The sequence below is a fragment of the Streptococcus pasteurianus genome (assembly GCF_004843545.1).
Classification (GTDB): Bacteria; Bacillota; Bacilli; order Lactobacillales; family Streptococcaceae; genus Streptococcus; species Streptococcus pasteurianus.
The window spans coordinates 1,934,137-1,957,844 of the sequence record NZ_CP039457.1 but is presented as its reverse complement, the minus strand read 5'-3'; the positions used below and the strand labels follow the sequence as shown (position 1 = coordinate 1,957,844).

Annotated in this window: 32 protein-coding genes, 2 tRNA genes and 1 pseudogene; 29 read left to right on the top strand and 6 right to left on the bottom strand. The window is 35.9% G+C overall.

Annotated features, from left to right (window positions below):
• Positions 1–415: 415 nt before the first annotated feature.
• Complete coding sequence (locus E8M05_RS10230; protein WP_233437507.1) at positions 416–1,981, bottom strand: ATP-binding cassette domain-containing protein; 1,566 nt, start codon at positions 1,979–1,981, stop codon at positions 416–418.
• A gap of 232 nt (positions 1,982–2,213) precedes the next feature.
• On the opposite strand from E8M05_RS10230, the gene E8M05_RS10225 reads away from it, so the two are divergent.
• The 4 genes from E8M05_RS10225 (at position 2,214) to rsmA (ending at position 5,020) form a co-directional block, all read left to right on the top strand.
• Entirely contained in the window at positions 2,214–2,984 is a 771-nt protein-coding gene (locus E8M05_RS10225; RefSeq protein ID WP_061100344.1) for a TatD family hydrolase, read from the top strand.
• Entirely contained in the window at positions 2,977–3,546 is a 570-nt protein-coding gene (gene rnmV, locus E8M05_RS10220; RefSeq protein WP_048791091.1) for a ribonuclease M5, read from the top strand. The genes E8M05_RS10225 and rnmV overlap by 8 nt, the downstream gene beginning before the upstream one ends.
• Positions 3,543–4,067, top strand: coding sequence for a DUF1697 domain-containing protein (locus tag E8M05_RS10215; protein WP_061100343.1), 525 nt, complete (start codon positions 3,543–3,545; stop codon positions 4,065–4,067). The genes rnmV and E8M05_RS10215 overlap by 4 nt, the downstream gene beginning before the upstream one ends.
• An 80-nt stretch (positions 4,068–4,147) precedes the next feature.
• The gene (rsmA, locus tag E8M05_RS10210; RefSeq protein ID WP_061100342.1) at positions 4,148–5,020 is read left to right on the top strand and encodes a 16S rRNA (adenine(1518)-N(6)/adenine(1519)-N(6))-dimethyltransferase RsmA; all 873 of its coding nucleotides are present in this window, start codon (positions 4,148–4,150) and stop codon (positions 5,018–5,020) included.
• 133 nt (positions 5,021–5,153) lie between these two features.
• Here rsmA and E8M05_RS10205 read toward each other — a convergent pair whose 3' ends face one another.
• Together E8M05_RS10205 and E8M05_RS10200 are read right to left on the bottom strand one after the other, a co-directional pair.
• Positions 5,154–5,621: an HlyD family efflux transporter periplasmic adaptor subunit gene (locus E8M05_RS10205; RefSeq protein ID WP_231557406.1), complete on the bottom strand. Its 468-nt coding sequence runs from the start codon at positions 5,619–5,621 to the stop codon at positions 5,154–5,156.
• A gap of 62 nt (positions 5,622–5,683) precedes the next feature.
• A pseudogene (locus tag E8M05_RS10200) lies at positions 5,684–7,462 on the bottom strand (peptide cleavage/export ABC transporter); the annotation flags it as partial.
• 244 nt (positions 7,463–7,706) lie between these two features.
• On the opposite strand from E8M05_RS10200, the gene E8M05_RS10195 reads away from it, so the two are divergent.
• The 11 genes from E8M05_RS10195 (at position 7,707) to E8M05_RS10155 (ending at position 13,255) form a co-directional block, all read left to right on the top strand.
• Complete coding sequence (locus tag E8M05_RS10195; RefSeq protein WP_061100340.1) at positions 7,707–7,937, top strand: bacteriocin; 231 nt, start codon at positions 7,707–7,709, stop codon at positions 7,935–7,937.
• An 88-nt stretch (positions 7,938–8,025) separates the two neighbouring features.
• Positions 8,026–8,337 carry a hypothetical protein gene (locus E8M05_RS10190; RefSeq protein ID WP_003066586.1) on the top strand — a complete coding sequence of 104 codons (312 nt, stop codon included), beginning with the start codon at positions 8,026–8,028 and terminating at the stop codon, positions 8,335–8,337.
• A 169-nt stretch (positions 8,338–8,506) separates the two neighbouring features.
• Positions 8,507–8,686: a hypothetical protein gene (locus tag E8M05_RS11675; protein WP_003066584.1), complete on the top strand. Its 180-nt coding sequence runs from the start codon at positions 8,507–8,509 to the stop codon at positions 8,684–8,686.
• 56 nt (positions 8,687–8,742) lie between these two features.
• The gene (locus E8M05_RS11670) at positions 8,743–9,063 is read left to right on the top strand and encodes a CPBP family intramembrane glutamic endopeptidase (RefSeq protein WP_230321658.1); all 321 of its coding nucleotides are present in this window, start codon (positions 8,743–8,745) and stop codon (positions 9,061–9,063) included.
• The gene (locus E8M05_RS11900) at positions 9,060–9,179 is read left to right on the top strand and encodes a CPBP family glutamic-type intramembrane protease (protein WP_253066439.1); all 120 of its coding nucleotides are present in this window, start codon (positions 9,060–9,062) and stop codon (positions 9,177–9,179) included. Before E8M05_RS11670 ends, E8M05_RS11900 begins: the two co-directional genes overlap by 4 nt.
• A 191-nt stretch (positions 9,180–9,370) precedes the next feature.
• Entirely contained in the window at positions 9,371–9,589 is a 219-nt protein-coding gene (locus E8M05_RS10180) for a Blp family class II bacteriocin (protein WP_003066580.1), read from the top strand.
• The gene (locus tag E8M05_RS10175; protein WP_003066579.1) at positions 9,589–9,885 is read left to right on the top strand and encodes a bacteriocin immunity family protein; all 297 of its coding nucleotides are present in this window, start codon (positions 9,589–9,591) and stop codon (positions 9,883–9,885) included. Before E8M05_RS10180 ends, E8M05_RS10175 begins: the two co-directional genes overlap by 1 nt.
• Before the next feature lie 171 nt (positions 9,886–10,056).
• Positions 10,057–10,665 (top strand): DUF6568 family protein, encoded by a 609-nt coding sequence (locus E8M05_RS11665; protein ID WP_136596476.1) that lies wholly within the window; start codon positions 10,057–10,059, stop codon positions 10,663–10,665.
• Positions 10,666–10,907: 242 nt separating this feature from the next.
• Positions 10,908–11,192: a LytTR family DNA-binding domain-containing protein gene (locus E8M05_RS10165; protein ID WP_231729918.1), complete on the top strand. Its 285-nt coding sequence runs from the start codon at positions 10,908–10,910 to the stop codon at positions 11,190–11,192.
• 16 nt (positions 11,193–11,208) lie between these two features.
• Positions 11,209–11,940, top strand: coding sequence for a response regulator transcription factor (locus tag E8M05_RS10160; RefSeq protein ID WP_058692509.1), 732 nt, complete (start codon positions 11,209–11,211; stop codon positions 11,938–11,940).
• Positions 11,941–11,947: 7 nt separating this feature from the next.
• Positions 11,948–13,255: a sensor histidine kinase gene (locus E8M05_RS10155; protein ID WP_003066569.1), complete on the top strand. Its 1,308-nt coding sequence runs from the start codon at positions 11,948–11,950 to the stop codon at positions 13,253–13,255.
• A 21-nt stretch (positions 13,256–13,276) separates the two neighbouring features.
• Here the strand turns inward: E8M05_RS10155 and E8M05_RS10150 are convergent, their stop codons facing one another.
• The gene (locus tag E8M05_RS10150) at positions 13,277–13,414 is read right to left on the bottom strand and encodes a hypothetical protein (protein WP_003066566.1); all 138 of its coding nucleotides are present in this window, start codon (positions 13,412–13,414) and stop codon (positions 13,277–13,279) included.
• Between the two features lie 757 nt (positions 13,415–14,171).
• Here E8M05_RS10150 and E8M05_RS10135 point away from each other — a divergent pair.
• From E8M05_RS10135 to E8M05_RS10115, 6 genes are all read left to right on the top strand, one after another.
• On the top strand, positions 14,172–14,483 hold the full coding sequence (locus E8M05_RS10135; RefSeq protein ID WP_048791097.1) for a bacteriocin immunity family protein: 312 nt from the start codon (positions 14,172–14,174) through the stop codon (positions 14,481–14,483).
• Positions 14,484–14,831: 348 nt separating this feature from the next.
• On the top strand, positions 14,832–14,984 hold the full coding sequence (locus E8M05_RS10130; RefSeq protein ID WP_231729917.1) for a hypothetical protein: 153 nt from the start codon (positions 14,832–14,834) through the stop codon (positions 14,982–14,984).
• A 50-nt stretch (positions 14,985–15,034) separates the two neighbouring features.
• Positions 15,035–15,397 carry a bacteriocin immunity protein gene (locus E8M05_RS10125; protein WP_061100337.1) on the top strand — a complete coding sequence of 121 codons (363 nt, stop codon included), beginning with the start codon at positions 15,035–15,037 and terminating at the stop codon, positions 15,395–15,397.
• Complete coding sequence (locus E8M05_RS11335; RefSeq protein WP_003066558.1) at positions 15,369–15,590, top strand: LytTR family transcriptional regulator DNA-binding domain-containing protein; 222 nt, start codon at positions 15,369–15,371, stop codon at positions 15,588–15,590. Before E8M05_RS10125 ends, E8M05_RS11335 begins: the two co-directional genes overlap by 29 nt.
• 401 nt (positions 15,591–15,991) lie before the next feature.
• Positions 15,992–16,306 (top strand): GHKL domain-containing protein, encoded by a 315-nt coding sequence (locus E8M05_RS11660; protein ID WP_003066552.1) that lies wholly within the window; start codon positions 15,992–15,994, stop codon positions 16,304–16,306.
• A gap of 131 nt (positions 16,307–16,437) precedes the next feature.
• Complete coding sequence (locus tag E8M05_RS10115) at positions 16,438–16,665, top strand: hypothetical protein (RefSeq protein WP_003066551.1); 228 nt, start codon at positions 16,438–16,440, stop codon at positions 16,663–16,665.
• Positions 16,666–16,754: 89 nt separating this feature from the next.
• On the opposite strand, the gene E8M05_RS10110 is transcribed toward E8M05_RS10115, so the two are convergent.
• Positions 16,755–16,843: transfer RNA gene (locus E8M05_RS10110), tRNA-Ser, on the bottom strand.
• Between the two features lie 56 nt (positions 16,844–16,899).
• A tRNA-Leu gene (locus E8M05_RS10105) sits at positions 16,900–16,983 on the bottom strand.
• Positions 16,984–17,110: 127 nt separating this feature from the next.
• Here E8M05_RS10105 and rsgA point away from each other — a divergent pair.
• The 8 genes from rsgA to rpsG all read left to right on the top strand — a co-directional run bounded on the left by rsgA (position 17,111) and on the right by rpsG (position 23,648).
• Positions 17,111–17,983, top strand: coding sequence for a ribosome small subunit-dependent GTPase A (gene rsgA / locus E8M05_RS10100; protein ID WP_013852268.1), 873 nt, complete (start codon positions 17,111–17,113; stop codon positions 17,981–17,983).
• Positions 17,984–17,989: 6 nt separating this feature from the next.
• Entirely contained in the window at positions 17,990–18,652 is a 663-nt protein-coding gene (gene rpe / locus E8M05_RS10095) for a ribulose-phosphate 3-epimerase (RefSeq protein ID WP_003066548.1), read from the top strand.
• Complete coding sequence (locus E8M05_RS10090) at positions 18,645–19,274, top strand: thiamine diphosphokinase (RefSeq protein WP_003066545.1); 630 nt, start codon at positions 18,645–18,647, stop codon at positions 19,272–19,274. Before rpe ends, E8M05_RS10090 begins: the two co-directional genes overlap by 8 nt.
• A gap of 1 nt (position 19,275) precedes the next feature.
• Entirely contained in the window at positions 19,276–20,550 is a 1,275-nt protein-coding gene (rmuC, locus tag E8M05_RS10085) for a DNA recombination protein RmuC (protein ID WP_136596475.1), read from the top strand.
• A complete protein-coding gene (locus E8M05_RS10080) occupies positions 20,540–21,478 on the top strand; it encodes a 3'-5' exoribonuclease YhaM family protein (RefSeq protein WP_058692504.1) in 939 nt (312 codons plus the stop codon). The genes rmuC and E8M05_RS10080 overlap by 11 nt, the downstream gene beginning before the upstream one ends.
• A 157-nt stretch (positions 21,479–21,635) precedes the next feature.
• Positions 21,636–22,448, top strand: coding sequence for a pur operon repressor (gene purR, locus E8M05_RS10075; RefSeq protein WP_012962508.1), 813 nt, complete (start codon positions 21,636–21,638; stop codon positions 22,446–22,448).
• 295 nt (positions 22,449–22,743) lie between these two features.
• Positions 22,744–23,157: a 30S ribosomal protein S12 gene (gene rpsL / locus E8M05_RS10065; protein ID WP_003066537.1), complete on the top strand. Its 414-nt coding sequence runs from the start codon at positions 22,744–22,746 to the stop codon at positions 23,155–23,157.
• Between the two features lie 20 nt (positions 23,158–23,177).
• Positions 23,178–23,648 (top strand): 30S ribosomal protein S7, encoded by a 471-nt coding sequence (rpsG, locus tag E8M05_RS10060; RefSeq protein ID WP_003066535.1) that lies wholly within the window; start codon positions 23,178–23,180, stop codon positions 23,646–23,648.
• Positions 23,649–23,708: the final 60 nt, after the last annotated feature.

Here is a 23,708-nt window from a genome sequence, read left to right as displayed (position 1 = left end):
TAAAACCTATTTTATTGTAAAAGTCTAAACGCTTAAGTATCTGGAATATGAAGAAATACGTTTGTATGTGCTAATAATAAAGATATTAATTACTATCAGTTCAGAAATACCTTATTTTTAGAATTACCAAGTACTGTCAGCTAGTTGATAACCATAGTTGTAGTGCAGAGCGTAGGCAAACTCTCTCAGCAGTATAAATATTGTAAATTTAGAGTGTGTCTACCGATTTGAACAAACTCTTAAAAATGCTGATATAACGGCGTTTCTAAGAGTTTTTATTTTTTAACAAAAAGAAAAAAGATTGAAGAAAAATATCCAAAATGGACTTTTCTTCAATCTGACAGTTACTAATAAGTACCTGTTTTGTACGGTATAAAAGCTGTATTTTCTACTAGCTTTCCTCGTAAAATAGATTCTATATCTCGATAATTTGGTCAAATAGTGCTCTATTTTCGTCATAGAGATGATGAGTAATCATGATAACTGTTAGTTCTTTGGTCTGAAGCAGACGTCGTTCAATATTAATAGCGGTCGTTTTGTCTAGGTTTGAAACACCCTCGTCCATGATGAGTATTGGTTTGTTACCAATTAATTCACGGGCAATAGAGATTCTTGCTCTTTGTCCACCAGACAAGTCATCGTTGTAGATTTGATTCAAACGTCCCTCAATAAAGTTGTCCACATGTGACAGTGATAAAGTTTTTTCAAACTGCTCTTTATCCACAGAACGACCAAGTGTCAGATTATCAAGTAAAGATTCTTTAAAAATATGTGGTTTTTGAGGAATCAAGGCAAAAATAGTTTGTAAACTTTCTAGCAGCGTATCTTTGTAATGATGATTATCAATCACAATGTCACCATCATAGCGGGTCAACTCTCCTGTTAATACTCGGATTAATGTTGATTTTCCACTGCCCGATCCGCCAACAATAGCAACCTTTTCTCCTTTCTTAATCGTAATATTAGGATAGGTGATGCTATTGCCATTTTCAAAAGTGACACACAAATCGTGAATAACCAATTCTTGATTAAAGTTAGTTACAGTATCGAGATTCTCAATACTTACTTTTTTAGGATATTTCTCTAGCAATTTAAAGGTCGCTTTAAAGGTAACAATGTTATAAGCAGCTCCTCTGGTGTAGTTGAATAGGCAACTGGTTAGATTGGCAATTGAGAAAATAACCCCCGTAGTGATTTCCCCCTTAATGACTAGATAACCAGTAACCATAAAAATAATTACTTGTGCCACAACACTTGACATCAATGAAAGAGAATTAGCCGTACTAGAGCTTCTTGCCAACTTAACCTTGGATTTTATCACTGTGGAAAAGTCTGCTAAAATGCGATTTTTAAAGTAAGCAGTTTGATTATTGTGGAAAAAAATGTCAAAACCACTTAAATAATCACTTGTACGATTTAAAGCAACAGTCAAATCAGATGAGACAACCTCCGTTTCTTGTGCAATATTATTTTCAAAAATTTTAGGAAGAAAGTAAACTAAAGCAGTCATTAAAATACTAACCGCAAGTAGTAGCCAATGAAAATAAATGATAGCAAAAGCGTTAAATAGCACAGTTATAATACTTTCAATGGTGTTGTATAACTGATTAAAACCGTTATCTTTTAATAAATTCATGTCATTAATTAACCATGAATTGTATTCGTCCTTGCTATGATGAGAGTTACCTGCATATGAATGACTAATTAAAGAATCTAATAAATCATTACGAATAAGATTGACTTCTTCCTGACACAGCTTTTCTTTCAAGGAATCTTTCAAAATCTGAAAAATACTGTATCCTCCCCAACAAAGAATATCAATCACACTCCAAAAAACAAAGCTATCCCATCTACTTTTTATCAATGAATCCAACATCCATGTCAAGGATAGCGAACTCATGACATTAGTAATAACCCAGAAAATGATGATAGCAAGCAAAAGTAGATTTTCTTTTTTAAATTTCCATAGATATGTCAACATAGGCATCCAGCTCTTCTTTTTTTTAATGTTTTGTTTATATTTATTATACAAAATAAACGCTATCAAGCAAGCGGTTGCATAAAAGGAGGGGAAGAGAGAAAGAGTTAAAGGTAAGAGATAAAGTAACTAAAGAACCATTTTTGAATTTTATTATCATATTTATCTTTGATATTTCACCATTTTCTTCGCACTTGGTTTTGGTCTCTCTTGTGGTCTGTGTTATAATAAAATCATGGAAATATTTGACACACATACGCATTTAAACGCCGATGATTTTGCTGGGCGTGAAGCAGAAGAATTGGCACTTGCTAAAGAAATGGGCGTCACTCGACATAACGTTGTTGGGTTTGACGCACCAACTATTAAACGTGCTATTGAGTTAGCTGAAAAATACCCTGAAATCTACGCCACGATTGGGTGGCACCCAACGGAAGCAGGTTCATATACTCAAGAAATTGAGGATATGATTGTTGCCCATCTATCACACCCCAAAGTGATTGGTCTTGGTGAGATTGGACTAGATTATCATTGGATGGAAGACCCAAAAGACGTCCAAATTGAGGTTTTTAAACGTCAGATTCAGCTTTCAAAAGATCACAACCTCCCTTTTATTGTCCACACTCGTGATGCGCTTGAAGATACTTACGCTGTCATCAAAGAAGCAGGCGTTGGACCTCGCGGCGGGATTATTCATTCATTTTCAGGCTCTTTGGAAATGGCAGAGCGTTTTATCGAGCTTGGCATGATGATTTCATTTTCAGGGGTTGTTACCTTTAAAAAAGCACTTGATGTTCAAGAAGCTGCGCAGAAATTGCCGCTTGATAAGATTTTAGTTGAAACGGATGCGCCTTACCTTGCTCCCGTTCCAAAACGTGGTCGTGAAAACCGCACCGCTTATACTCGCTATGTTGTAGATAAAATTGCAGAGCTCCGTGGTTTGACCAGTGAAGAAGTGGCAAAAGCGACATCAGATAATGCAAAGAGGTTGTTTAACTGTGACTGAAAAAATCAAAATTCAAGAAGTGCTTGTTGTTGAGGGGAAAGACGATACCGAAAATTTGCGCCGTTTTTATGATGTAGATACCTATGAAACCCGCGGGTCAGCTATCAATGATGACGACCTTGAACGTATCGAAAAATTAAATGACCTTCGTGGGGTCATTGTCTTTACGGACCCAGATTATAACGGAGAACGCATTCGCAAAATCATCATGAATGCTATCCCAAATGTTAAACACGCTTTTTTAAATCGTGATGAAGCTGCGCCAAAATCAAAAAGTAAAGGGCGTTCACTCGGCGTTGAGCACGCAAGTTTCGAAGATTTGCAAAAAGCCCTTTCTGGCGTATTAGGAAATTTTGATGATGATAATCAATTCGACATCACAAGAGCTGACCTAATGCGTATGGGGCTTTTAATGGGAAATGATAGCCGCAGGCGCCGTGAATATTTGGGCGAAAAGCTCCGCATTGGTTACAGCAACGGCAAACAACTTCTCAAACGCCTAGAACTCTTTGGTATCACTTTAGCCGAAGTAGAAGAAGCTATGGAGAGATATGAGGGATGAAAAAAGTTGCGCTTTTACGGGGAGTTACGCCAGTTGGGCAGAATTGTATTCCTAAAATGGCTTATCTGGCAGAGATTTTAACAGAAGCAGGTCTTGAAAATGTTAAGACATATATTCAAAGTGGCAATATTGTTTTTGAGACAACCTTGTCTGACGATGACGTTTATGCATTGATTCATGACACGATTCAGGCAAAAATCGGTGCTGATTTATCGGTTATCCTCAAAACGCAAGCCCAGTTTACGACGGCTCTTGCTGAAAGTCCCTTTGATGAAAGCTACGATGCCTCACGTGTTCACTTGGTATTTACCAATGACCAGCTTAACCAAGAGATATTAAATGAACTACTAGAGACGGATTTTGGTGCTGAAATTTTGAAAGCTGGTAGTGAGTGCCTGTACCTCTATTTACCAAGAGAAGCAAAGAAAAAGCGACTGAATACCAATTACCTTGAAAAACAGTTACATATCACAGCAACCATGCGAAAACGTCGCAGTATTTTGCGATTGAGCCAGATGTGATACAATAGTAACTTGCATTGATAGAAATGAAAGGAAAGACATCCCTTAACTAATGACATTATCGGTTGGGATTATTAATTATGAGAATTGCAGATTACAGCGTGACGCGTGCTGTCCTTGAGCGTCATGGATTTACGTTTAAAAAATCATTTGGACAGAACTTTTTGACAGATACAAACATTCTTCAAAAGATTGTGGATACTGCTGAAATTGACAAGAACGTCAATGTTATCGAAATCGGTCCTGGTATCGGTGCTTTGACAGAATTTTTGGCTGAAAATGCTGCCGAAGTCATGGCATTTGAAATTGACGACCGTTTAATTCCGATTTTAGCTGATACGCTCCGCGATTTTGATAATGTAAAAGTTATCAACGAGGATATTTTGAAATCAGACCTACAAAGTCGTATCAAAGAATTTGCTAACCCAGGCCTTCCAATTAAGGTCGTGGCAAATCTTCCTTACTACATCACAACACCAATCTTGATGCACTTGATTGAATCAAAAATCCCATTTGCGGAATTTGTCGTGATGATGCAAAAAGAAGTGGCAGATCGTATTTCGGCAGAACCAAACACCAAAGCTTACGGCTCGTTATCAATTGCGGTGCAATATTACATGACCGCTAAAGTTGCTTTTGTTGTACCGCGTACAGTCTTTGTACCAGCACCAAATGTGGATTCAGCGATTTTAAAAATGACTCGCCGTGAACAACCACTCGTTCAAGTCAAAGACGAAGATTTCTTCTTCCGTGTTTCAAAAATTAGCTTTATTCACCGCCGCAAAACCCTTTGGAACAACCTAACAAGCCATTTTGGAAAAGCAGACGAAACCAAAGCCAAACTCGAACAAGCGCTGGAAATCGCAGAAATCAAACCATCCATTCGTGGAGAAGCCCTCTCAATTTCCAAATTTGCCAAACTAGCAGACGCCTTAAAAGAAGTCGGATTATAAAAATGAACCCCAGTCATTATTATGGCTGGGGTTAAATAATCTACTATTTATTTGATATAAAAATCCATTTTTTATTACTATGAATTTTAAGAGAATTTATTTATAGTAATTATGAGCTATTCTTATCAAAATATCAAAAATCTTTTAATAGCTTGTCTTTGTAATAATTAAAGAAAGTTTTTTTGCCGATAGTGCTGATTGTTTTGCCTTGTAAACCATATTTTAGTTTGGAGCTATCTTGTTTATCAACGGTGGCTAGTGCTGTCACCTCAAAGATATTTCCTTCTTTGGTTTGTGTGGCAGAACTTGCAATTTTACTGATTTTGCCAGTGATAACAATGGCGTGATTGCTAATTTTTTCAAGGGTTAGGCGAACAGTCTGTCCTTTTTTCAATTGACTAACATGAGTGGAGTCAACGTAATAGCGGATAGCGACTTGCTGTGTTTTGGCAATATCTGGGTAAATCTCTGCAATCTGACTGCCTTGCGGCAAGAGCGTTTGCCCTTCAAATTCATCAGAAACATGTAAAATGCCACTTTGACTAGCTTTTAAAACGGTGTCAGCTTTGGAGAGATTTGTCTGGTCAAGCTGCGCTTGCAAATTTTCTTTTTCTTGAGTAATTTGCGTAAGTTGTGTTTCAGCTTGTGTCAATTCCTGCTGACGCAAGCTTTCAAAATTTCTTCTTGCGTGATATTGTCAGGTGCTCCCAAGGTTAAATTTTCTAAAATCGTCCCTGAAAAGACGTAAGACTGTTGTGGTAGGTAATTAATGTATTGGCGAATGGCTTTTTTAGCAATGGTTTTTAAATCGTAGCCACCAAGGGTAATCTGTCCATGGTTAGGTGTGTAAAAATTGACAATCATTTTAGCTAAGGTTGTCTTACCAGAACCGCTGATACCAACTAGGCTAATTTTTTCACCCTTCTTAATGTGTAAATTCACATGACTCAGCGTGTCACGACCAAAACCATATTTATAAGAAACATCATCAAAAACAATATCTCCTTGTAGAAAATGGCTGTCATTTAAGAGTTGTTTGCCATCAAATTCAGATGACACTAAGTAAACTTCGTTGAGACGATTGTTAGCTACTTTGGCAGATTGTAGTTTGGTTTGCAGATTAATAATATTTTCCATTGGCGTTGTAAAGTATGACAGAAGCGTATTGTAAGTAATCAATTGTCCTACTGAAATGTTCCCAGCCATGACTAAATGTGAACCATACCAGAGAATGACGACGTTTAAAATCAGCTGTGCTCCCTGTTTTAACGACGTTTGCACAGCTTCATACTTACTAAGCGTAAAACTTTTATCCAAATAATCCACAAATTCACGGTCAATATTTTGATAACGGACTTCCTCACTAGTCAAAGATTTAATCGTTTCAATACCATTGATATCTTCGATAATCGCAGAGCTAACCATAGAATTGGCTTGCATGACATCGTGATTCATTCGCTCAAAAGGCTTCATAAAAGCCAAAATAATAATAGCATAGATAGGCAATGCTATTAAGGTGATGAAAAAAAGATTGGCATTTTGCAGAATTAAGACACTTCCGACAACAAACAAAATACTCACATCTAAAAATAAAGAGAGAATCGTTGATGCCAGTGCATCAATAATCGAGTTAGCATCGGTGAAACGTGAAATAACTTCACCTGTCCGCCTTGTGGCAAAAAAGGACATGGGCAATTCAAAAATGTGACGAATATAAGACAAAATCACGTCAATCGTTAACCGTTGGCTCAGCACAACAAGTAAATAATTTTGTGAAAAGCTCATAATTTGTTGCATTATATAGGTTACAATCAACCCAACCGAGACAATGCCAAGAGTGGATTGCAAATGATTAGGAATATAATCGTCTAAGATTCCTTGCAAATAGTAAGAACCAACAATATTAATCAAGGTCACAAGCAAACTTGCCAGAATGATATAAGTTAGCAGTACCTTTTGTTTGAAAATAATTGGTAAAAAGCTTGTTAAGCCATTTTTCTTATCTTTATGCGGTTGATAATGCGGAGCAGGCGCTAAAAAGATAGCAACCCCAGTCCATTCTTTGGCAAAATGCGCTTTGGACATTTTAGTGACCCCAACGCTCGAATCAGGGGCACCGATAATAAGATAATCTTTTTTGGCTTTGTAGATAACATAGTAATGCGGGAGTTTGCCTTCTTTATTAACATGAACAATAAAAGGATAGGGAATATCAGCCATATCAAACAGTTCCATATTAGCCTGAATGGCGCGTGTTTCAAAGCCGATTGCTTTAGCTGCCTCAACTATCCCTAATGCTGTTGTCCCTTCCTTAGTTGTTTTGGCTAATTCTCTCAAATGAGCCAACGAGAAATCTGATCCATAATGTTTGGCAACTGATGCCAAAGCTGCCACACCACAGTCTCGCAAATCAATCTGACTAACATATTTATATCTTCTCATAACCTTTCCCTTTTAAAAATGAAACTAGAACTATTGTGCCATAAAACAAGATTAAAAAACGCCCAAGTCGTAAAAAGTCAAAAATGGGTCGCAAACGGTCAAAAAATCATGAAAATACAAAAAATTTTACCATTTACGACCTAAAAATGACAAATTACGACTTGGACGTTTATTTTTTCGAAAAAGTATTATACTAAGATTGTAAAGGTTACAACCCTAAAAAATAATTTAAGGAGGTATTCAAATGAATATAAAAACTTTTGAACAATTTGATGTAATGACAGACGCAGAACTTGCTAAAGTTGAAGGTGGAGGCATGGAATGGATTGGAGATGTATTGGGTGCTATAGGTAATGCTGCGCATCCTGTTAACCCTCGTCAAGTGGTAGATCAATTAAATGGAAAGTATCCACGTCGTGGTTCTGTTCGTTCTTGCCCTCCTGGAGGAACTGGAGGAACACCTAATGCTTGTTGATAATTTGTCTGTAGAAATTTCTAAATAATGTTATTTTAAAGATAATTTAGAAGTTTTTTTAGTAAAAAAGAAATACGGTATGTAAATTATGAAAGCATTATATAATGGTCGTCTGTCTGATGTATGGGAAATAAGTAAGACGAATGTTCAACCAGTATGGGTTCAGCAAGCCTTTAAACAAAATTATCTGAAATGGAACGATAATAAATTAATAATTTCTATGAGCGGAATAAATCCGTCTATGAAATTTAATTTGAAAATTAGCTTATTGAGTTATCCTGGTTACGCCTCTTATCCTGTGGGGTATATCGGAGATTTTTTAGATATTACTAACCATCGTGTTGTTTCAAAAAAACAATTTCATAAACATTATCAAATTATTGAGGAGGATCCTCTATAATTCTCATTTATATCTAAAACTACAGTTTAAAGCAGCATAATAGAGATGCCATTCATATTACCCCATTCCCTTATATTTGCAGAGAAAATCGCGGTAAAAAATAATAATTTATTCTGGAAGAAGTTAAGCTACCTTACTTGGCTTCTTTCTTTTTTTAAAAGGAGTATCTATGATAGAAAAACTAAAAACCAAGCTCGTGCCAAAATTGTTAGCTTTATTTTTTATCGTTTTCGAACTATTTGGTGTTGCTGAAATAATGAGTATTATTTTTTGGCAATTTGATTTATCAACAACAGATTATTTTTATCTTGTTCTTAATAGTTTAACCATTCTTTTTGTTGTAGTATAGTCATTTACCTAAAACGAATAAGACCAGAAATGTTTCAAATAACGTCGCTAAAACCTTTGGATTATTTACTAACTCTGCTTGCTTTTTGGTTGATATACGCCTACTATGGCAAACTTTTATTTGTTGGGGCTAATCCTGATTTTGATTTGGTGTTTTTCCGTCACTCACCTCAGGAGTTTTTGGTGGCTTTACAACCCTTGGTTGTTGATCCAATCTTAGAAGAATTACTTTACCGTGGCGTTTTAATGACTAGCTTTTTTGAAAAATCAAAGTATTTCCTCGATTGCTTGTTATCTGCTATTTTATTTTCATTTGCACATTTGCTTTCCTATGGTTTTAGACTGGATTTATTTGAGAAATATGTTGTTTCGGCTTGATTTTAGCCCTTCTTTTCAGAAAAACACGGTCAATTTCCCCATCAATTCTTGTTCATATGGCATGGAATATTTATCTGAGCTGGCACCTTATTACCTTTGTTTTCTTTGGTCAATAAAAATAGTCACATAGTATGAATATAAAACGTTAAAAATAGGTCGCAAACGGTCAAAAAATCATGAAAATATGAAAAAATTACCATTTACGACATAAAAACAACAAATTACGACTTGGACATGCATTAACCGCACAATCTGTTAAACTAAAATCTGTCAGTTGCGATGACAAAAATTATTGGGAGGTATTCAAATGAATACAAAAACTTTTGACCAATTTGATGTAATGACGGATGCAGAACTTTCTACTGTGGAAGGTGGGAAGACAATTTATTATGGTAATGGATTATACTGTAATGCAAATAAATGTTGGGTGAATTGGTCACAAACAGCTACAACGATTGCAAATAATTCAGTAATGAATGGCCTAACAGGCGGAAATGCTGGATGGCATTCAGGAGGAAGAGCTTAATGGCGGGCTTAAGGTGGTTTTCGGGTGGAAAAGAAAGAAAAAATGAAGCAGTAATTATTATTGATGAATTATTAGTATCTTTGAGTGAGGATTCAAAATATATACCGCTTAAAGAATTTTTCCTTTTTTATCGTAAGGAATTAGAGTCAAGTGGAACTTCTACGCCATTGGTATTAAGTAGGATGAATGTAGAGTTATCTAACATTCTGATAGAAAATAAACTTCAATTATCTGATAAACAGTCAGAACAATTAAAGAGACTAAGAAGTTTATCAAATATTAGATATGGTTATTAGATAAAACATTTATTTTCAAGCTGATAGATTGCCTATCAGCTTTTGTTTTAATCAAATTTTACCGTTTATGACCTAAAAATGACAAATTACGACTTGGACGTTTATTTCCAAGAGAATTTGTTAAACTGAACTGGTCAATCGCGGTGACAATCTTAATTAAAAGGAGATTTTATGAAAAAGAATGTTTTAAAATCAACAATTTTATTATTTGCAACTGTTTTATCAATGGTTACCGTTTCTGTCTTTGCTGATGATGAGCTTGTGCCTACAACTGAAACGACAGAAGTTGTGGATAATGGGGATAATGTTACAGAGAATCTAGCAACAGATATTATTGAGCCATCAAATGATATTTCAGAAAGTCAATCCGAAAAAACTGAGGAGGTATTATCAATTGAAACGGCTGATAATTCATCAGTTATAATGGAATCAACCATAGCATCAGACACATCAGATGAGCCAGAAGAAGCTGAAGTCACCATTCCCCAATATGAAGAAAATGTCGCAGACTTTAATCACGTTCCAATGACAGATGTTTATGCTATGTTTACAGAGGACGGAAAAGAGCACGTGATTTATGTTGGACGTCCGACTTGTTACTATTGTCGTCAGTTTTCCCCAGCTTTAAAAGAGTTCAACACTTATAAGTTACTTACTGACACTAAAGTAGATGGCAATGAAAACACATCGCAGTTTCTGTTGGCTAGTTTATGGAGCGGCGGCCTATCTGGGATTATTCTTTTTGTTCTTGGATTAGGTTTGTTACTCAATGTCTTTTAATCACTTCTCTAATATGGAAAAACAAAAATTATTCACTAGTTGTTAGTGTACTTAATTTTTGTTTTTTTAGTATATCAGAATATTATTTTACTATGTTACAATAAAAAGTGACCGTTCGTGACCTTATTTTGTCTGTTTATGACTTGGAGATTTTTTTATCAATATTTCCTTTATAATGTTATTGGAGGGAATAATGATTTATGAAATATTTTAAATTTACAATTAACAGGAGAGATTATAAATTGGCTATTGACGATATCCTTTTTATTCAAGTCTCTAAAGAAAAAATTCATATGGTCAAGGTGGTAACCACCGATAAGGAATATCACATTTATCATCAATTAAAAGATATTGAAAGAGAATATCATCAGTTCCTTAGGTGTCACCGTGATACTTTGGTAAATAGGGATACAATACGGATAATGGATAGAGAGCAGCGACTTTTATATGTTGGAGATGAAAAACGACCTGTACATTATGCACGAAGTAAAGGAAGTCAACTAAAAGAAATCATTTCAAATGACTGATTTTTAGAGGAGATTTATGTTAGATATTTATGTACTAGAGGATAATATCATACAGCAATTTCGTATGGAACGCGAGATTGCGACCATTATGGCAAAAAATAATTGGGACTATCAGAGAATAGAGGTGTTTAGTTCCGCAAATGAGATTATAGCTAAGGCAACTGAAAAAGGAGAGCATCAAATTTTCTTTCTTGATTTAGAAATCAGAGACGACGAAAAACAAGGAATTGATGTCGCTAAAGCCATTCGTGAACAAGATGCAACGGCTATCATTGTTTTTGTAACAACCCATTCAGAATTTATGCTGCTGACTTACCAAGCGTTAGTAGGGGCGATTGATTTTATTGATAAGAACCTGAATGACCAAGCATTTAGTGAACGCATAGAGTTGTGCCTAAAGGAAGCCATGAAACATCAAAATGATAATTTCGGCGAAAATTCCTTTTTGTTTGAAACTCCTAAAGCACGTGTGCGCGTTCTATATAGTGACATTCTTTATTTCGAAACATCTCCTGCCGTGCACCGTGTGATTTTGCATACGAGAAATGAAAGAGTGGAATTTTATGCGACGATTGCAGAGATTGCTAAATCAGATAAACGTCTTTTCAAGTGTCACCGTTCTTTTATCATTAATGTGGATAATGTGGTCAGATTTGATAAAGCGATACGAAGTGTTTATTTCGAAACTGGGGACTCTTGCTTAGTTTCGAGGGATAAAATAAAACCTCTATTGAATGAGATGAGGTGAGAAGCTAATGAGTGATTATCTAAGTGAACTAGCTTACTATCCTGTGATTATGTTGATTTACTCTAATGTTAGAGGAGAAAAACTGAAATTGTGGGAAATAGTAACGATAGCTGTTGCTTTCTTCGTCATTGATTTTACATGGTTTTATACTATTATCGGTCGTATTTTAATATTGATGTTTCTATCTTATTTGAGAGATAAAACCTTGCCCTTTTCTCTATACGTATTTTATGGGAGTATTCCATGGGTTATAGAGAGTGCTTTTAAAAGAATTATTAGTTTCTTCATTATTCCATTTTTTAATTTTAGTTATACCGATTTAGATAAAAATAATTTATTATTTGTCATTGTAGAATTTTCAATAATTCTGATGTATTTTATGATGGTGCAGTTGTTTAAAATTAACTTTCAAACTTTTATTGCACTAAGTGAGATAAAAAATCTACGAAAGAAACTAATATTTACAGATTTAACAATGATGTTTTACTATGTCATGATTGAATTTTTAACAGGTATGGAAGTTTATGGTGGTGTCCCAAACTTGGTTTATCGCCAATGGTTGGTGGTTCTCTATTTCACTTTCTTCACTTTAATGTTGTTTTATATGAATCGCTCTTATCAAAATTGGCTGGAGAAAGAAGTATCGTTAGCGCGGGAGCAAGAACTGCATTCTTTGTCGGTATATAGCAAGCAAATCGAAGGCTTATATGAGGAACTAAGAGCTTTTCGTCATGATTATGCTAATATCTTAGCGAGTTTAAAAGAGGGAATCGACCAAAATGATATGAGTATGGTGAGGAATATTTATAATGCCGTTTTAGAGGATTCTGGAAAGTTTATTCAGCATAGTCGCTTCAATATTGGACGATTGACTAATATTGATAATGATGCGATAAAAAGCCTTTTATCAGCTGAATTTTTAGAAGCGGAATCTCATCATATTGAGGTAGAATTAGAAGTTAAAGATAAAATTGGAACTCCAGATATTCCTTTGTTAGATTATGTGCGGCTCGTCTCCATTTTATGTGACAATGCGATTGAAGCGGCTATTGAAGCTGAAAAGCCTGCCATGATTATTGCTTGTTTCTATCAAGGGGATGACTATTTACTAATTATAGATAACACCACAAAAGAAGAGCGAGTTCCTGTGGAATTGATTTACCAGAAGAATTATTCAAGTAAGGGCTTTGGACGAGGTGTTGGTCTTAAAACGGTTAACCAGATGTTGAAAAAGTATCCAAATATGTCGGTACAAACATCAAGCAAGAATTATCATTTCAGACAAACAATACGAATCAAAAAATCATTCGACTGAAATAGTCGAATGATTTTTGGTTTAAGCGTGTTTAGTAGGCTTATGATTTTTCTTTAACCAATCAAAAGGTCCAACAATTAAGAAATCCTTATTCTTTCCACCAATCGTTTTCTCTAATTCAGATTGATCTAACTCTTTAAACATTTTTTCTGTCATCATTTTTATAAACCTCCTTAGTAATTAATTGTAGCAGAAAAGTTCTTAAAAGCTTTTTCTAAGTCATAAAACGTCGTTTTTAGGTCGTAAACGGTATTAAAAAAGTCCAAATCATCATTTTTATGTCATTTTAAAATCACAAGATGTCAAAGTCAGTCGTGAACGGCAAGTATTAAAAAATAACCATTCGCGACTGAAAAACAACGTTTTGCGACTTGAGTGTTCGTTATGAATTGAAAAGGAGTATAATGTAGGCGTATTATAGGAAATATAAGTGAAAGTAGGTGATTGTCATGTCAGTGGCATCAGTAAAATAATGAATTAAAAAGATTATTTTTTCAATCTATACACATGAAAAAATCTATGTTATCGACCAGACAAATCTGACAGAAGAGTTGCAGTTTTCGACGACGTTGAAATTTTTGGGGAAATGGTACATCACAACTGGAAATCATTAGCTTTGTCATTCTGAGTTGGCGTTGGATGACTTTCAAAAAAATTCATTCAACAAGCTCAAGTCTCTACTGACGAAGCTCAAAAGTTAGAATTTACGACGGATTACCTGCCATTTTCTGAAATATTGGGGTTATAGGGAGTATTTATGATAAAAACATTATTTTCACAGTATAAAACAGCGGTTTTGGTTATTGGCATCATTTGTTATTAACCGTTTATTCGCAGATTTAAAAATGATTTACATGTTTGGACGCGATTTTGGTCGTAGTCTTGTCAATGCTTTATTGCCTTAGAAGGAGACATTATGACAAAATTAGTAAAAGAAAAGTTGTTAAATGAGATTTATGACCTTGTCTTGTCTGTTGACATCAAAGATGAAGAACGTCAAGCATTACTAACTTTCAAAAATGCGGTAGAAGCAGGTCAGGATTTTGATAGAGCTGTGATGTCTTTGGCATCTGATTTACGTCGAATCGGTGTTGCAAATATTGCCAAGAAAACAAAAATGAGCGCATCGGTGAACACTTTTTATCAAAAAATCGCGACATATGGAGAATTTGAAAAAAATCTCGGACGTGGTCTTATGGCTATGGGTGTCGTGGGCGGTGGTCATTGATAACTTTAGTATAAAAAAATAATAGAAAACATCGTCACGACACTTGGGAAAACTTGTCAATACAGCAATTATCAAATGATGATTGTAAGTATTTATTTTCAAAATTGTTACTGCTGTGCCAAAAAGACAGGCAAGTCATAAGAAAACTCTTAATTGATAATTTTGACCTTTCACGACTATTTTTGGTCATTTCATGACATTAAATGAAATTATCACTCAAAAAGGATTATAGTAATTAGTGGTTATTAAATAACTTTCTGATGTGAGGGAATCGTGGAGAGATGTGAAAAATTTTTCTTGGACAGTTTGCCAAGTGTTCTTGATGATTTAGACTTTCAGGGAGAAAAGATGAAAAAAATAGTTAAAAATCCAATATTAAATAGCTTGATAATAGGAATGGGAGCTGGTGTTGTAGCGGCTTTGCTCGGTACTCGCTTTCTGCCATATTACGTAGTCGCTTTACTCATTGTCACCTTTATTCGTAGCGTTTCTTTTGACTAACTAATATTGCCTAACAACGAGCTAATAAGCAGGTATTTGGAGGGAGATTTATGCCGAATTTAAAGTGGTTTTCTGAGGAAAAAGAAAGAAGAGACGAAGCATTAATCATCATTGATGAGTTGCTAGCAACTCTTGATAATAATGTGAAAATCAACCCGTTACGACAATTATTGCAATCTTATCATGAAGAATTAAAAAATAGAGGGACGTCAACGCCCTATATTTTAAGTCGTTTAAATGTTGATTTATCAACTGTTTTGGTGGAAAATGCTATTCACCCAACAAGGGAACAATCGGCGAAACTAAAAGAGTTAAGAGCACTTCAAAACATCAGAATACCGTTTGAAGATATTCTTTATTTTGAAACGGTGCAAGCACTATTTCATGTTGGTGACATGGACAGGACAGCGTAATTTTTACGGAACAATCAGAGAAGTTAAAAATGCAAATCATAAGCTATTTCAATGCCAAAAATCCTATCTGATTAATCCTGATAATGGCGTCAGTTTGGATAAAAAAGAAGGGATTGTTTATTGTGTAGGTGGAAAATCTTGTTACGTTTCCAAAAAATCCATGAAAGAATTGAAAATTAAACTAGAAAGTTAGAGTGGAGAAGTTTTGGACTTAAGGAGTTTAATTGCGTTTTTAGAAACCTTTGTCACGTTTTTAGGGTATGCTATCCTGTCTAAGAGCATCACCAAGCACCGACCTTGCCGTTTGGGAATGGCTAGTATCTGTTTTGGTGTTGCCAATTCTTGCATTAGGCTTTACGGTTGTCATGCTTTTGTGCTTTTCGGATATGGACAGTTTCAAAATTGTCATGATTAAAAATATTGTGGTGTTGTTGTGGTTTATCACTTTATCTTACCGTCATGATAGGTTCTTGCTACCAAGGTATCATATTTTTATGGTTTTTTTCCAGTTGCAGTAGGGGATATTTTGCTTAGGACGGTGTCTTATTCATTAGTAGCGCTATTTTCCACAAAAATCAATGCTATCGGACAGTTATGGATTGTTTCGAAATTCCACGTATTACCTACATTCATAACCTTGCTATTCTGTTTGATAATAGGATTGAAGCCGCAGTATTATCAGATGTTCCTAAAATATCCGTAGCGAATTTTTATCAAGATGATAACTTTGTTTTTATGATTGAAAATTCAACCAAAGAAGATAGTATTCCGATTGATACCGTTTATCAAAAAGGCTATTCAAGCAAAGGTGATAATCGTAGTATTGGCTTAGCAACAGTTATTGAATTTCATCAAGAATATGGCAAGCTACCCATTGAAACAAGCAGCTCAAATCACCTCTTTAGATAAATTTTGAAAATTGATGCATTAGAAACACTATGTTTTTTCTGATAATTTAACAAAAAACTTGCATCATCTTTTAAGGTATATACTTTATTTGAATACACGATAAACAAATTCCGAATGAAAAGAGGTATTTTATGTTGGAAGTTTTAGCTGGTATTGCTTGTTTATTGTTAGCTGGTTATCAATTATTTACAGCTTACAAATTGTTTGACAACAGAAAAAAACATGGTAACAAAAATACGTCACCATTTCTTTTGGATAGTTTATGGAGTGGAGCTCTTATAAGTATTATCCTATCATCAGTAGCTGCTGATCTTATTGTGAATATTTTTAAAAAACTTGTGTTATTCAATGCTCAATAGGGCATTTTTAAAACCTTAACGTTTAAAAACGTACTCTTTAAAAATGAGAAAGTCAACTTCTGTTGAAGTTGGCTTTATTTGTTATTGTAAGGAAAGGACGGGATTTGAACCCGCGTGTGAATAACATCCACTTGCCAGATTTCGAGTCTGGTGCCGTACCAAGCTGAGCCACCTTTCCAAATGTCGTATTTAAGCGTTGTTTGATGTCAAATGATAATGTTGCTCAAAATACCATGCGGAAAAAGGGAGTTGAATCCTCACGCCCATACTGGGCACATGCGCCTGAAGCATGCGTGTCTGCCGTTCCACCATTTCCGCAAAAGACAAAGTCATTATACGACTTTTAATCAAAAAAGACAAACATAAGAAATCTTTTGAGCTAGGTACTGAATAAAAGGGCATTTTTTGCTATAATGAGACTATCAATTATAAAAAGGAAGTACATTTGCAAGGTAGAATTATCAAGTCTCTAGCAGGTTTTTACTATGTTGAATCTGACGGAGTCATTTATCAGACACGTGCGCGTGGCAATTTTAGAAAAAAAGGTCAAACACCTTATGTTGGCGATTTTGTTGAATTTTCAGCAGATGACCATTCAGAGGGCTACATTTTAGCGATTCATGACCGAAAGAATAGTTTGGTTCGACCACCGATTGTCAACATTGACCAAGCGGTTGTCATCATGTCAGCCAAAGAACCAGACTTTAATGCCAATTTGTTGGATCGTTTTTTGGTCTTATTAGAGCATAAGGCGATAGAACCGATTGTTTATATTTCAAAAATGGATTTAGTGACAACTCCTGATGAGATAAGGACAATTCAAAGACAATATCAAGAAATCGGTTATCAATTTTGCACGTCTTTGGAAGAATTGTTTCCGCTATTGACCGACAAAGTGACTGTTTTCATGGGGCAAACAGGTGTTGGTAAATCAACATTGTTAAATAAAATTGCTCCAGAACTCAAGTTAGAAACAGGTGAAATTTCGGATAGTCTTGGACGTGGTCGCCATACCACTCGTGCAGTTAGTTTTTACAATGTTAATGGTGGGAAAATAGCAGATACGCCAGGATTTTCATCGCTTGATTATGAAATTACGAATGCCGAAGATCTCAACGAATCTTTTCCAGAGCTAAGGCACTTTAGTCATTACTGCAAATTCCGTTCCTGTACGCATACGCATGAGCCATCATGTGCGGTTAAGGAAGCCTTGGAATCAGGCGACCTTTGGCAGTCACGGTATGATAATTATCTCCAATTTCTCAGTGAAATTGAAAACCGTCGTGAAACGTATAAGAAAGTTATAAAAAGAAAGTAGGTACTTATGTCAAACAATAAAATCGCACCATCAATTTTAGCAGCTGATTATGCAAATTTCGCTTCAGAATTAAAACGTATCGAAGAAACAAGTGCAGAATATGTTCATATCGACATTATGGATGGGCAGTTTGTACCAAATATCAGTTTTGGTGCAGATGTCGTGGCTAGCATGCGTAAACACAGCAAACTCGTTTTTGATTGTCACCTTATGGTGGTTAATCCAGAACGTTATGTTGACGCATTTGCGCAAGCTGGTGCAGATATTATGACAATTCATGCGGAGTCAACTCTTCATATTCATGGTGCTTTGCAAAAAATTAAAGCTGCAGGCATGAAAGCAGGTGTTGTTATCAACCCAGGAACACCAGTTTCAGCTATTGAATCTGTCTTGAGTTTGGTTGACCAAGTGCTTATCATGACAGTCAACCCAGGATTTGGTGGACAAGCCTTCATTCCTGAAACGCTTGAAAAAGTGGCAAAAGTTGCTCAACTCCGCGATGAAAAAGGCTATGATTTTGACATCGAAGTTGACGGTGGCGTTGATAATAAGACTATCAAAGCTTGTTATGATGCTGGAGCGAATGTCTTTGTTGCTGGTTCATATCTCTTCAAAGCAAGTGATTTAGCTGCACAAGTAGAAACATTGCGTGTGGCGTTAGATGACTAAGATAGCTGTCTTTACTGGCGGTCGTTTGTCAGGTTTTTCGACTGATTTTGAGCTTTTTGTAGGTGTTGACCGTGGTAGTCTTTTCCTATTAAAAAATCAATTACCTTTAGATTTGGCAGTGGGAGATTTTGATTCTGTCAGCAAAGAAGAATTACAAATGATTCAAGAAAAAGCTGGCGATTTCATCAAGGCTGCTCCAGAAAAAAACGACACGGATACAGAGTTAGCCCTAAAGGCGATTTTCTCAAAATACCCACAAGCACAAGTGACGATTTTCGGCGCTTTTGGCGGTCGTATTGACCACATGATGTCTAATCTTTTTCTACCAAGCGACCCAGAATTAGCACCCTTCATGCGTCAGATAACCCTACGCGATGAGCAAAATACCGTGCAGTTTTATCCTGCAGGTTCTAATCAAGTTTTGCCAGAAAAAGAAATGATTTACGTTTCCTTTATGGCTGATGGTGACGCTGATTTGACCATTAAAGGTGCCAAATACGAGCTTGACGCCAGTAATTTTTTCAAGAAAAAAATCTATTCAAGCAATGAATTTCTTGACCAACCAATTACAGTTAACTTAAAATCAGACTATCTTATCGTTATTCAAAGTAAGGATAGGTAAAATGTTAATTATTACATTATTATTAGGACTTCTTAGTGTCGTTTTGTTAATTTATCTTTTGCTGAAAATGGCAAAGCTGACAGAAGATGTTTCACAAAAAATGGACGACAACGCTGATAATTTATCTGACCAAGTCTCATATCAGCTTGATTTAGCGCAAAAAGACCAAGTTTTAGCGTTGAATAATCAGATAAATCGTTTGCAAAATGATTTATACACACAATTAAATGATCTTCGCGATGTTCTTCATCAAAGTTTGAATGAAAATCGTGACCGTTCTGACCAGCGTTTAGAAATCATCAACCGCAATTTAACAAATTCTGTCAAAGAAATGCAAGAATCAAACGAAAAACGTTTGGAAGAAATGCGTCAAACAGTTGAAGAAAAACTCGAACAAACCTTGCAAAATCGTTTGAAAGCCTCATTTGAGACAGTTTCTAAGCAACTAGAGTCTGTCAATCAAGGCTTGGGTGAGATGAAAAATGTCGCACAAGATGTTGGCACCTTAAACAAAGTGCTTTCAAATACTAAGACACGTGGCATTCTTGGTGAGTTACAACTGGGGCAAATTATCGAAGATATTATGACGCCTAACCAATACGAACGAGAATTTCCGACCATTTCAGGCTCTAGTGAGCGTGTTGAATACGCCATAAAGCTTCCAGGAACAGATGATGATGGCTATGTTTATTTGCCAATTGATTCGAAATTCCCATTGGAAGATTACTATCGCTTGGAAGATGCTTACGAAAGTGGTGACAAAGAACAAGTTGAGCTTTACCGCAAGTCGCTTCTTAACAGCATCAAACGCTTTGCTAAAGATATTAATAAAAAATACCTCAATCCACCTGAGACAACTAATTTTGGAATTATGTTTTTACCAACAGAAGGTTTGTATTCAGAAGTGGTTCGTAATGCTAGTTTCTTTGATAGCTTGCGACGTGATGAAAATATTGTCGTAGCAGGACCGTCAACCTTATCAGCTCTATTAAATTCGCTTGCTGTCGGCTTTAAAACTCTCAATATTCAGAAAAATGCAAACGATATTAGCAAAGTTTTAGGAAATGTTAAGGTAGAATTTGAAAAATTTGGCAATATGTTGGTTAAAGCTCAAAAACAAATCAATACCGCTAATAATACTTTGGATAGTCTCATTTACACAAGGACAAATGCGATTATCCGAGCTTTAAATACTGTTGAATCTTATCAAGACCAAGCAACGGCAAGTTTACTTAACCTCCCACCATTAGAAGATGAGGAAAATCATGAAAATTAATCAAATGAAAAAAGATGAACTCTTTGAAGGGTTCTACTTAATAAAATCCGCAGAGATTCGTAAGACGAGAGCGGGCAAGGATTATATTGCCTTTACTTTCCAAGATGATACTGGTGAAATTTCTGGTAATCTTTGGGATGCTCAACCCTATAATGTTGAAGAATTTGTCGCTGGCAAAGTAGTATACATGAAAGGTCGTCGTGAGGTCTATAATGGAACACCTCAAGTCAATCAAATTACCCTTCGTAATCCACGTGAGGGTGAGCCAAACGACCCAAGTGACTTCCGAGAAAAATCACCAGTCGACGTTGTTGATGTCAAAGATTATCTTGAGCAAATGATGTTCAAAATTGAAAATGCTGTTTGGCAACGTGTTGTTCGTGCGCTTTATCGCAAATACGACAAGGAATTTTTCACTTATCCTGCAGCTAAGACAAATCACCATGCTTTTAAATCTGGATTAGCCTATCATACAGCAACCATGGTGCGTTTAGCGGATGCAATTGGTGATATCTATCCACAACTCAACAAAAGTTTGCTTTACGCTGGTATCATGCTTCATGACTTGGCGAAAGTTATTGAGTTAACTGGTCCAGACAATACCGAATACACTGTACGTGGCAATTTAATCGGTCACATTGCTTTGATTGATGAAGAAATCACAAAAGTTCTCACAGAATTAAACATTGATGACACCAAAGAAGATGTTATCATTTTACGCCATGTTATCCTAAGTCATCATGGCTTGCTTGAATACGGCAGCCCAGTTCGTCCACGTGTGATGGAAGCAGAGATTATTCATATTATTGATAATATCGACGCCGAAATGATGATGATGACAACGGCATTGAGTCGTATTGACGAGGGCGAAATGACAAATCGTATTTTTGCAATGGATAATCGTTCATTCTATAAACCAAAATTATAAGAGGCAATAAGAAGTAGAATATTTTAACATTACTCACTCGAAGACCTCTTTACATTAGGGAAAAGCACAAAAAAATGGACATTTTTTATTAAAATGTTCGTTTTTTTCACCTTCTTATGATATAATGACAAAAAACAGATATGAAAATGGAGAAATTATGAAATTACGACGTAGTGAACGCATGGTTGTCATCTCCAACTATTTGATTAACAACCCCTATAAATTGACAAGTTTAAACACATTTGCTGAAAAATATGAAGCAGCAAAATCTTCAATCTCTGAAGATATCGCCATTATCAAAAAAGCTTTTGAAGAATCAGGAATCGGCGAAATTGAAACAGTTACAGGGGCGAGCGGAGGTGTCATTTTTACACCAGGAATCTCTGATGAAGAAGCTAAAGCAGTCATCGAAGAATTACGTGACCGCCTTTCAGAAAGCAATCGTATTCTTCCTGGAGGTTATATCTACTTATCAGATTTATTAAGTACCCCTAAAATTTTACAAAGTGTTGGACGTATCATTGCTAATGCTTTCAAGGGAAATAAAATTGATGCGGTTATGACAGTAGCAACCAAAGGTGTGCCTTTGGCAAATGCCGTTGCAAATATCTTGAATGTTCCATTTGTCATCGTTCGACGTGACCTTAAAATTACGGAAGGTTCAACCGTTTCTGTCAATTATGCAAGTGGCTCAAGTGACCGTATTGAAAAGATGTTCTTGTCTAAACGCAGCTTGAAACCGAATAGTCGTGTCTTGATTGTTGACGACTTCCTTAAAGGTGGGGGAACGATTTCTGGTATGGTCAGTCTCTTGAAGGAATTCGATAGTACTCTTGTAGGTGTCGCAGTCTTTGCTGAAAATGCCCAAGAAAAACGTGACCGAATGACTTACAAATCACTTCTAAAAGTTTCAGAAATTGATGTTAAAAACAACCATGTCAAAGTAGAAATTGGTAATATTTTCGATTAAGAGAGGGAGTTCCCCTTTTTCTTTAAAAGTTATATTGTTCAAGAACGTTTAATCTTTTTTGGGACTATAACGAATTTAGTAGCTACCAAAAATTTTATAAAAGCTATAAAATACGACTAAATCATTTGACAGACGGTGAAAGTTATGTTATCATAATGAACGGTACTTTTTACTTTTGGTCTCTCCAGAGTGTACAGAGACGTGCTGACAAATGTTGCAAAGTACACATTTTAGATAAGGACTGTCACCAAGTACCTTATCAACCAAAATAAAAAATCTTACAGGAGAAAAGTAGATGCCTACAATCAACCAGTTGGTACGTAAACCACGTAAATCTAAAGTTGAAAAATCTAAATCACCAGCACTTAACGTTGGTTACAACAGCCACAAAAAAGTTCAAACTAACGTATCTTCACCACAAAAACGTGGTGTTGCAACTCGTGTTGGAACAATGACACCTAAAAAACCTAACTCAGCCCTTCGTAAATTTGCTCGTGTACGTTTGAGCAACCTTATTGAAGTTACTGCATACATCCCAGGTATCGGACACAACCTTCAAGAACACAGTGTTGTTCTTATCCGTGGTGGACGTGTAAAAGACCTTCCAGGGGTACGTTACCACATCGTTCGTGGTGCACTTGATACTGCAGGTGTTGCTGATCGTAAACAAAGCCGTTCTAAATACGGTGCTAAACGTCCTAAAGGATAATAGAAGGGGGATAAGAAAAAATGAGTCGTAAAAATAGAGCGCCTAAACGCGAAGTATTGCCAGATCCATTGTACAATTCACAACTTGTAACACGTCTTATCAACCGTGTTATGCTTGATGGTAAACGTGGTACAGCTGCATCAATCGTTTATGATGCATTTGAACAAATCAAAGAAGCTACTGGAAACGATGCACTTGAAGTATTCGAAACAGCTATGGAAAATATCATGCCTGTTCTTGAAGTACGTGCTCGTCGTGTTGGTGGTTCTAACTACCAAGTCCCAGTTGAAGTTCGTCCAGAACGTCGTACAACTCTTGGACTTCGTTGGTTGGTAACTGCATCACGTGCTCGTGGTGAACACACTATGAAAGATCGTCTTGCAAAAGAAATCTTGGATGCTGCTAACAACACTGGTGCTTCAGTTAAAAAACGCGAAGACACACACCGTATGGCAGAAGCAAACCGTGCATTCGCACACTTCCGCTGGTAATCTGCGATATACAGATACAAAGCTTCGAATACAATTAAAGCTTTTTACTACGGGTGTTCA

Excerpts from the sequence above, each read along its gene's own strand:
- E8M05_RS10080 (WP_058692504.1), top strand. The coding sequence starts at position 20,540 with ATGAAAATTAATCAAATGAAAAAAGATGAACTCTTTGAAGGGTTCTAC.
- purR (WP_012962508.1), top strand. The coding sequence starts at position 21,636 with ATGAAATTACGACGTAGTGAACGCATGGTTGTCATCTCCAACTATTTG.
- E8M05_RS10160 (WP_058692509.1), top strand. The coding sequence starts at position 11,209 with ATGTTAGATATTTATGTACTAGAGGATAATATCATACAGCAATTTCGT.
- E8M05_RS10135 (WP_048791097.1), top strand. The coding sequence starts at position 14,172 with ATGACAAAATTAGTAAAAGAAAAGTTGTTAAATGAGATTTATGACCTT.
- E8M05_RS10115 (WP_003066551.1), top strand. The coding sequence starts at position 16,438 with ATGTTGGAAGTTTTAGCTGGTATTGCTTGTTTATTGTTAGCTGGTTAT.
- E8M05_RS10130 (WP_231729917.1), top strand. The coding sequence starts at position 14,832 with ATGAAAAAAATAGTTAAAAATCCAATATTAAATAGCTTGATAATAGGA.
- E8M05_RS10125 (WP_061100337.1), top strand. The coding sequence starts at position 15,035 with ATGCCGAATTTAAAGTGGTTTTCTGAGGAAAAAGAAAGAAGAGACGAA.
- rpe (WP_003066548.1), top strand. The coding sequence starts at position 17,990 with ATGTCAAACAATAAAATCGCACCATCAATTTTAGCAGCTGATTATGCA.
- E8M05_RS10150 (WP_003066566.1), bottom strand. The coding sequence starts at position 13,414 with ATGATGACAGAAAAAATGTTTAAAGAGTTAGATCAATCTGAATTAGAG.
- E8M05_RS10155 (WP_003066569.1), top strand. The coding sequence starts at position 11,948 with ATGAGTGATTATCTAAGTGAACTAGCTTACTATCCTGTGATTATGTTG.
- E8M05_RS10190 (WP_003066586.1), top strand. The coding sequence starts at position 8,026 with ATGAAAGCATTATATAATGGTCGTCTGTCTGATGTATGGGAAATAAGT.
- E8M05_RS10090 (WP_003066545.1), top strand. The coding sequence starts at position 18,645 with ATGACTAAGATAGCTGTCTTTACTGGCGGTCGTTTGTCAGGTTTTTCG.
- rmuC (WP_136596475.1), top strand. The coding sequence starts at position 19,276 with ATGTTAATTATTACATTATTATTAGGACTTCTTAGTGTCGTTTTGTTA.
- rpsL (WP_003066537.1), top strand. The coding sequence starts at position 22,744 with ATGCCTACAATCAACCAGTTGGTACGTAAACCACGTAAATCTAAAGTT.
- E8M05_RS10225 (WP_061100344.1), top strand. The coding sequence starts at position 2,214 with ATGGAAATATTTGACACACATACGCATTTAAACGCCGATGATTTTGCT.
- E8M05_RS11675 (WP_003066584.1), top strand. The coding sequence starts at position 8,507 with ATGATAGAAAAACTAAAAACCAAGCTCGTGCCAAAATTGTTAGCTTTA.
- rpsG (WP_003066535.1), top strand. The coding sequence starts at position 23,178 with ATGAGTCGTAAAAATAGAGCGCCTAAACGCGAAGTATTGCCAGATCCA.
- E8M05_RS11665 (WP_136596476.1), top strand. The coding sequence starts at position 10,057 with ATGAAAAAGAATGTTTTAAAATCAACAATTTTATTATTTGCAACTGTT.
- rsmA (WP_061100342.1), top strand. The coding sequence starts at position 4,148 with ATGAGAATTGCAGATTACAGCGTGACGCGTGCTGTCCTTGAGCGTCAT.
- E8M05_RS10230 (WP_233437507.1), bottom strand. The coding sequence starts at position 1,981 with ATGTTGACATATCTATGGAAATTTAAAAAAGAAAATCTACTTTTGCTT.
- E8M05_RS11335 (WP_003066558.1), top strand. The coding sequence starts at position 15,369 with ATGTTGGTGACATGGACAGGACAGCGTAATTTTTACGGAACAATCAGA.
- E8M05_RS10215 (WP_061100343.1), top strand. The coding sequence starts at position 3,543 with ATGAAAAAAGTTGCGCTTTTACGGGGAGTTACGCCAGTTGGGCAGAAT.
- E8M05_RS10175 (WP_003066579.1), top strand. The coding sequence starts at position 9,589 with ATGGCGGGCTTAAGGTGGTTTTCGGGTGGAAAAGAAAGAAAAAATGAA.
- E8M05_RS10180 (WP_003066580.1), top strand. The coding sequence starts at position 9,371 with ATGAATACAAAAACTTTTGACCAATTTGATGTAATGACGGATGCAGAA.
- E8M05_RS10195 (WP_061100340.1), top strand. The coding sequence starts at position 7,707 with ATGAATATAAAAACTTTTGAACAATTTGATGTAATGACAGACGCAGAA.
- E8M05_RS11660 (WP_003066552.1), top strand. The coding sequence starts at position 15,992 with ATGGATTGTTTCGAAATTCCACGTATTACCTACATTCATAACCTTGCT.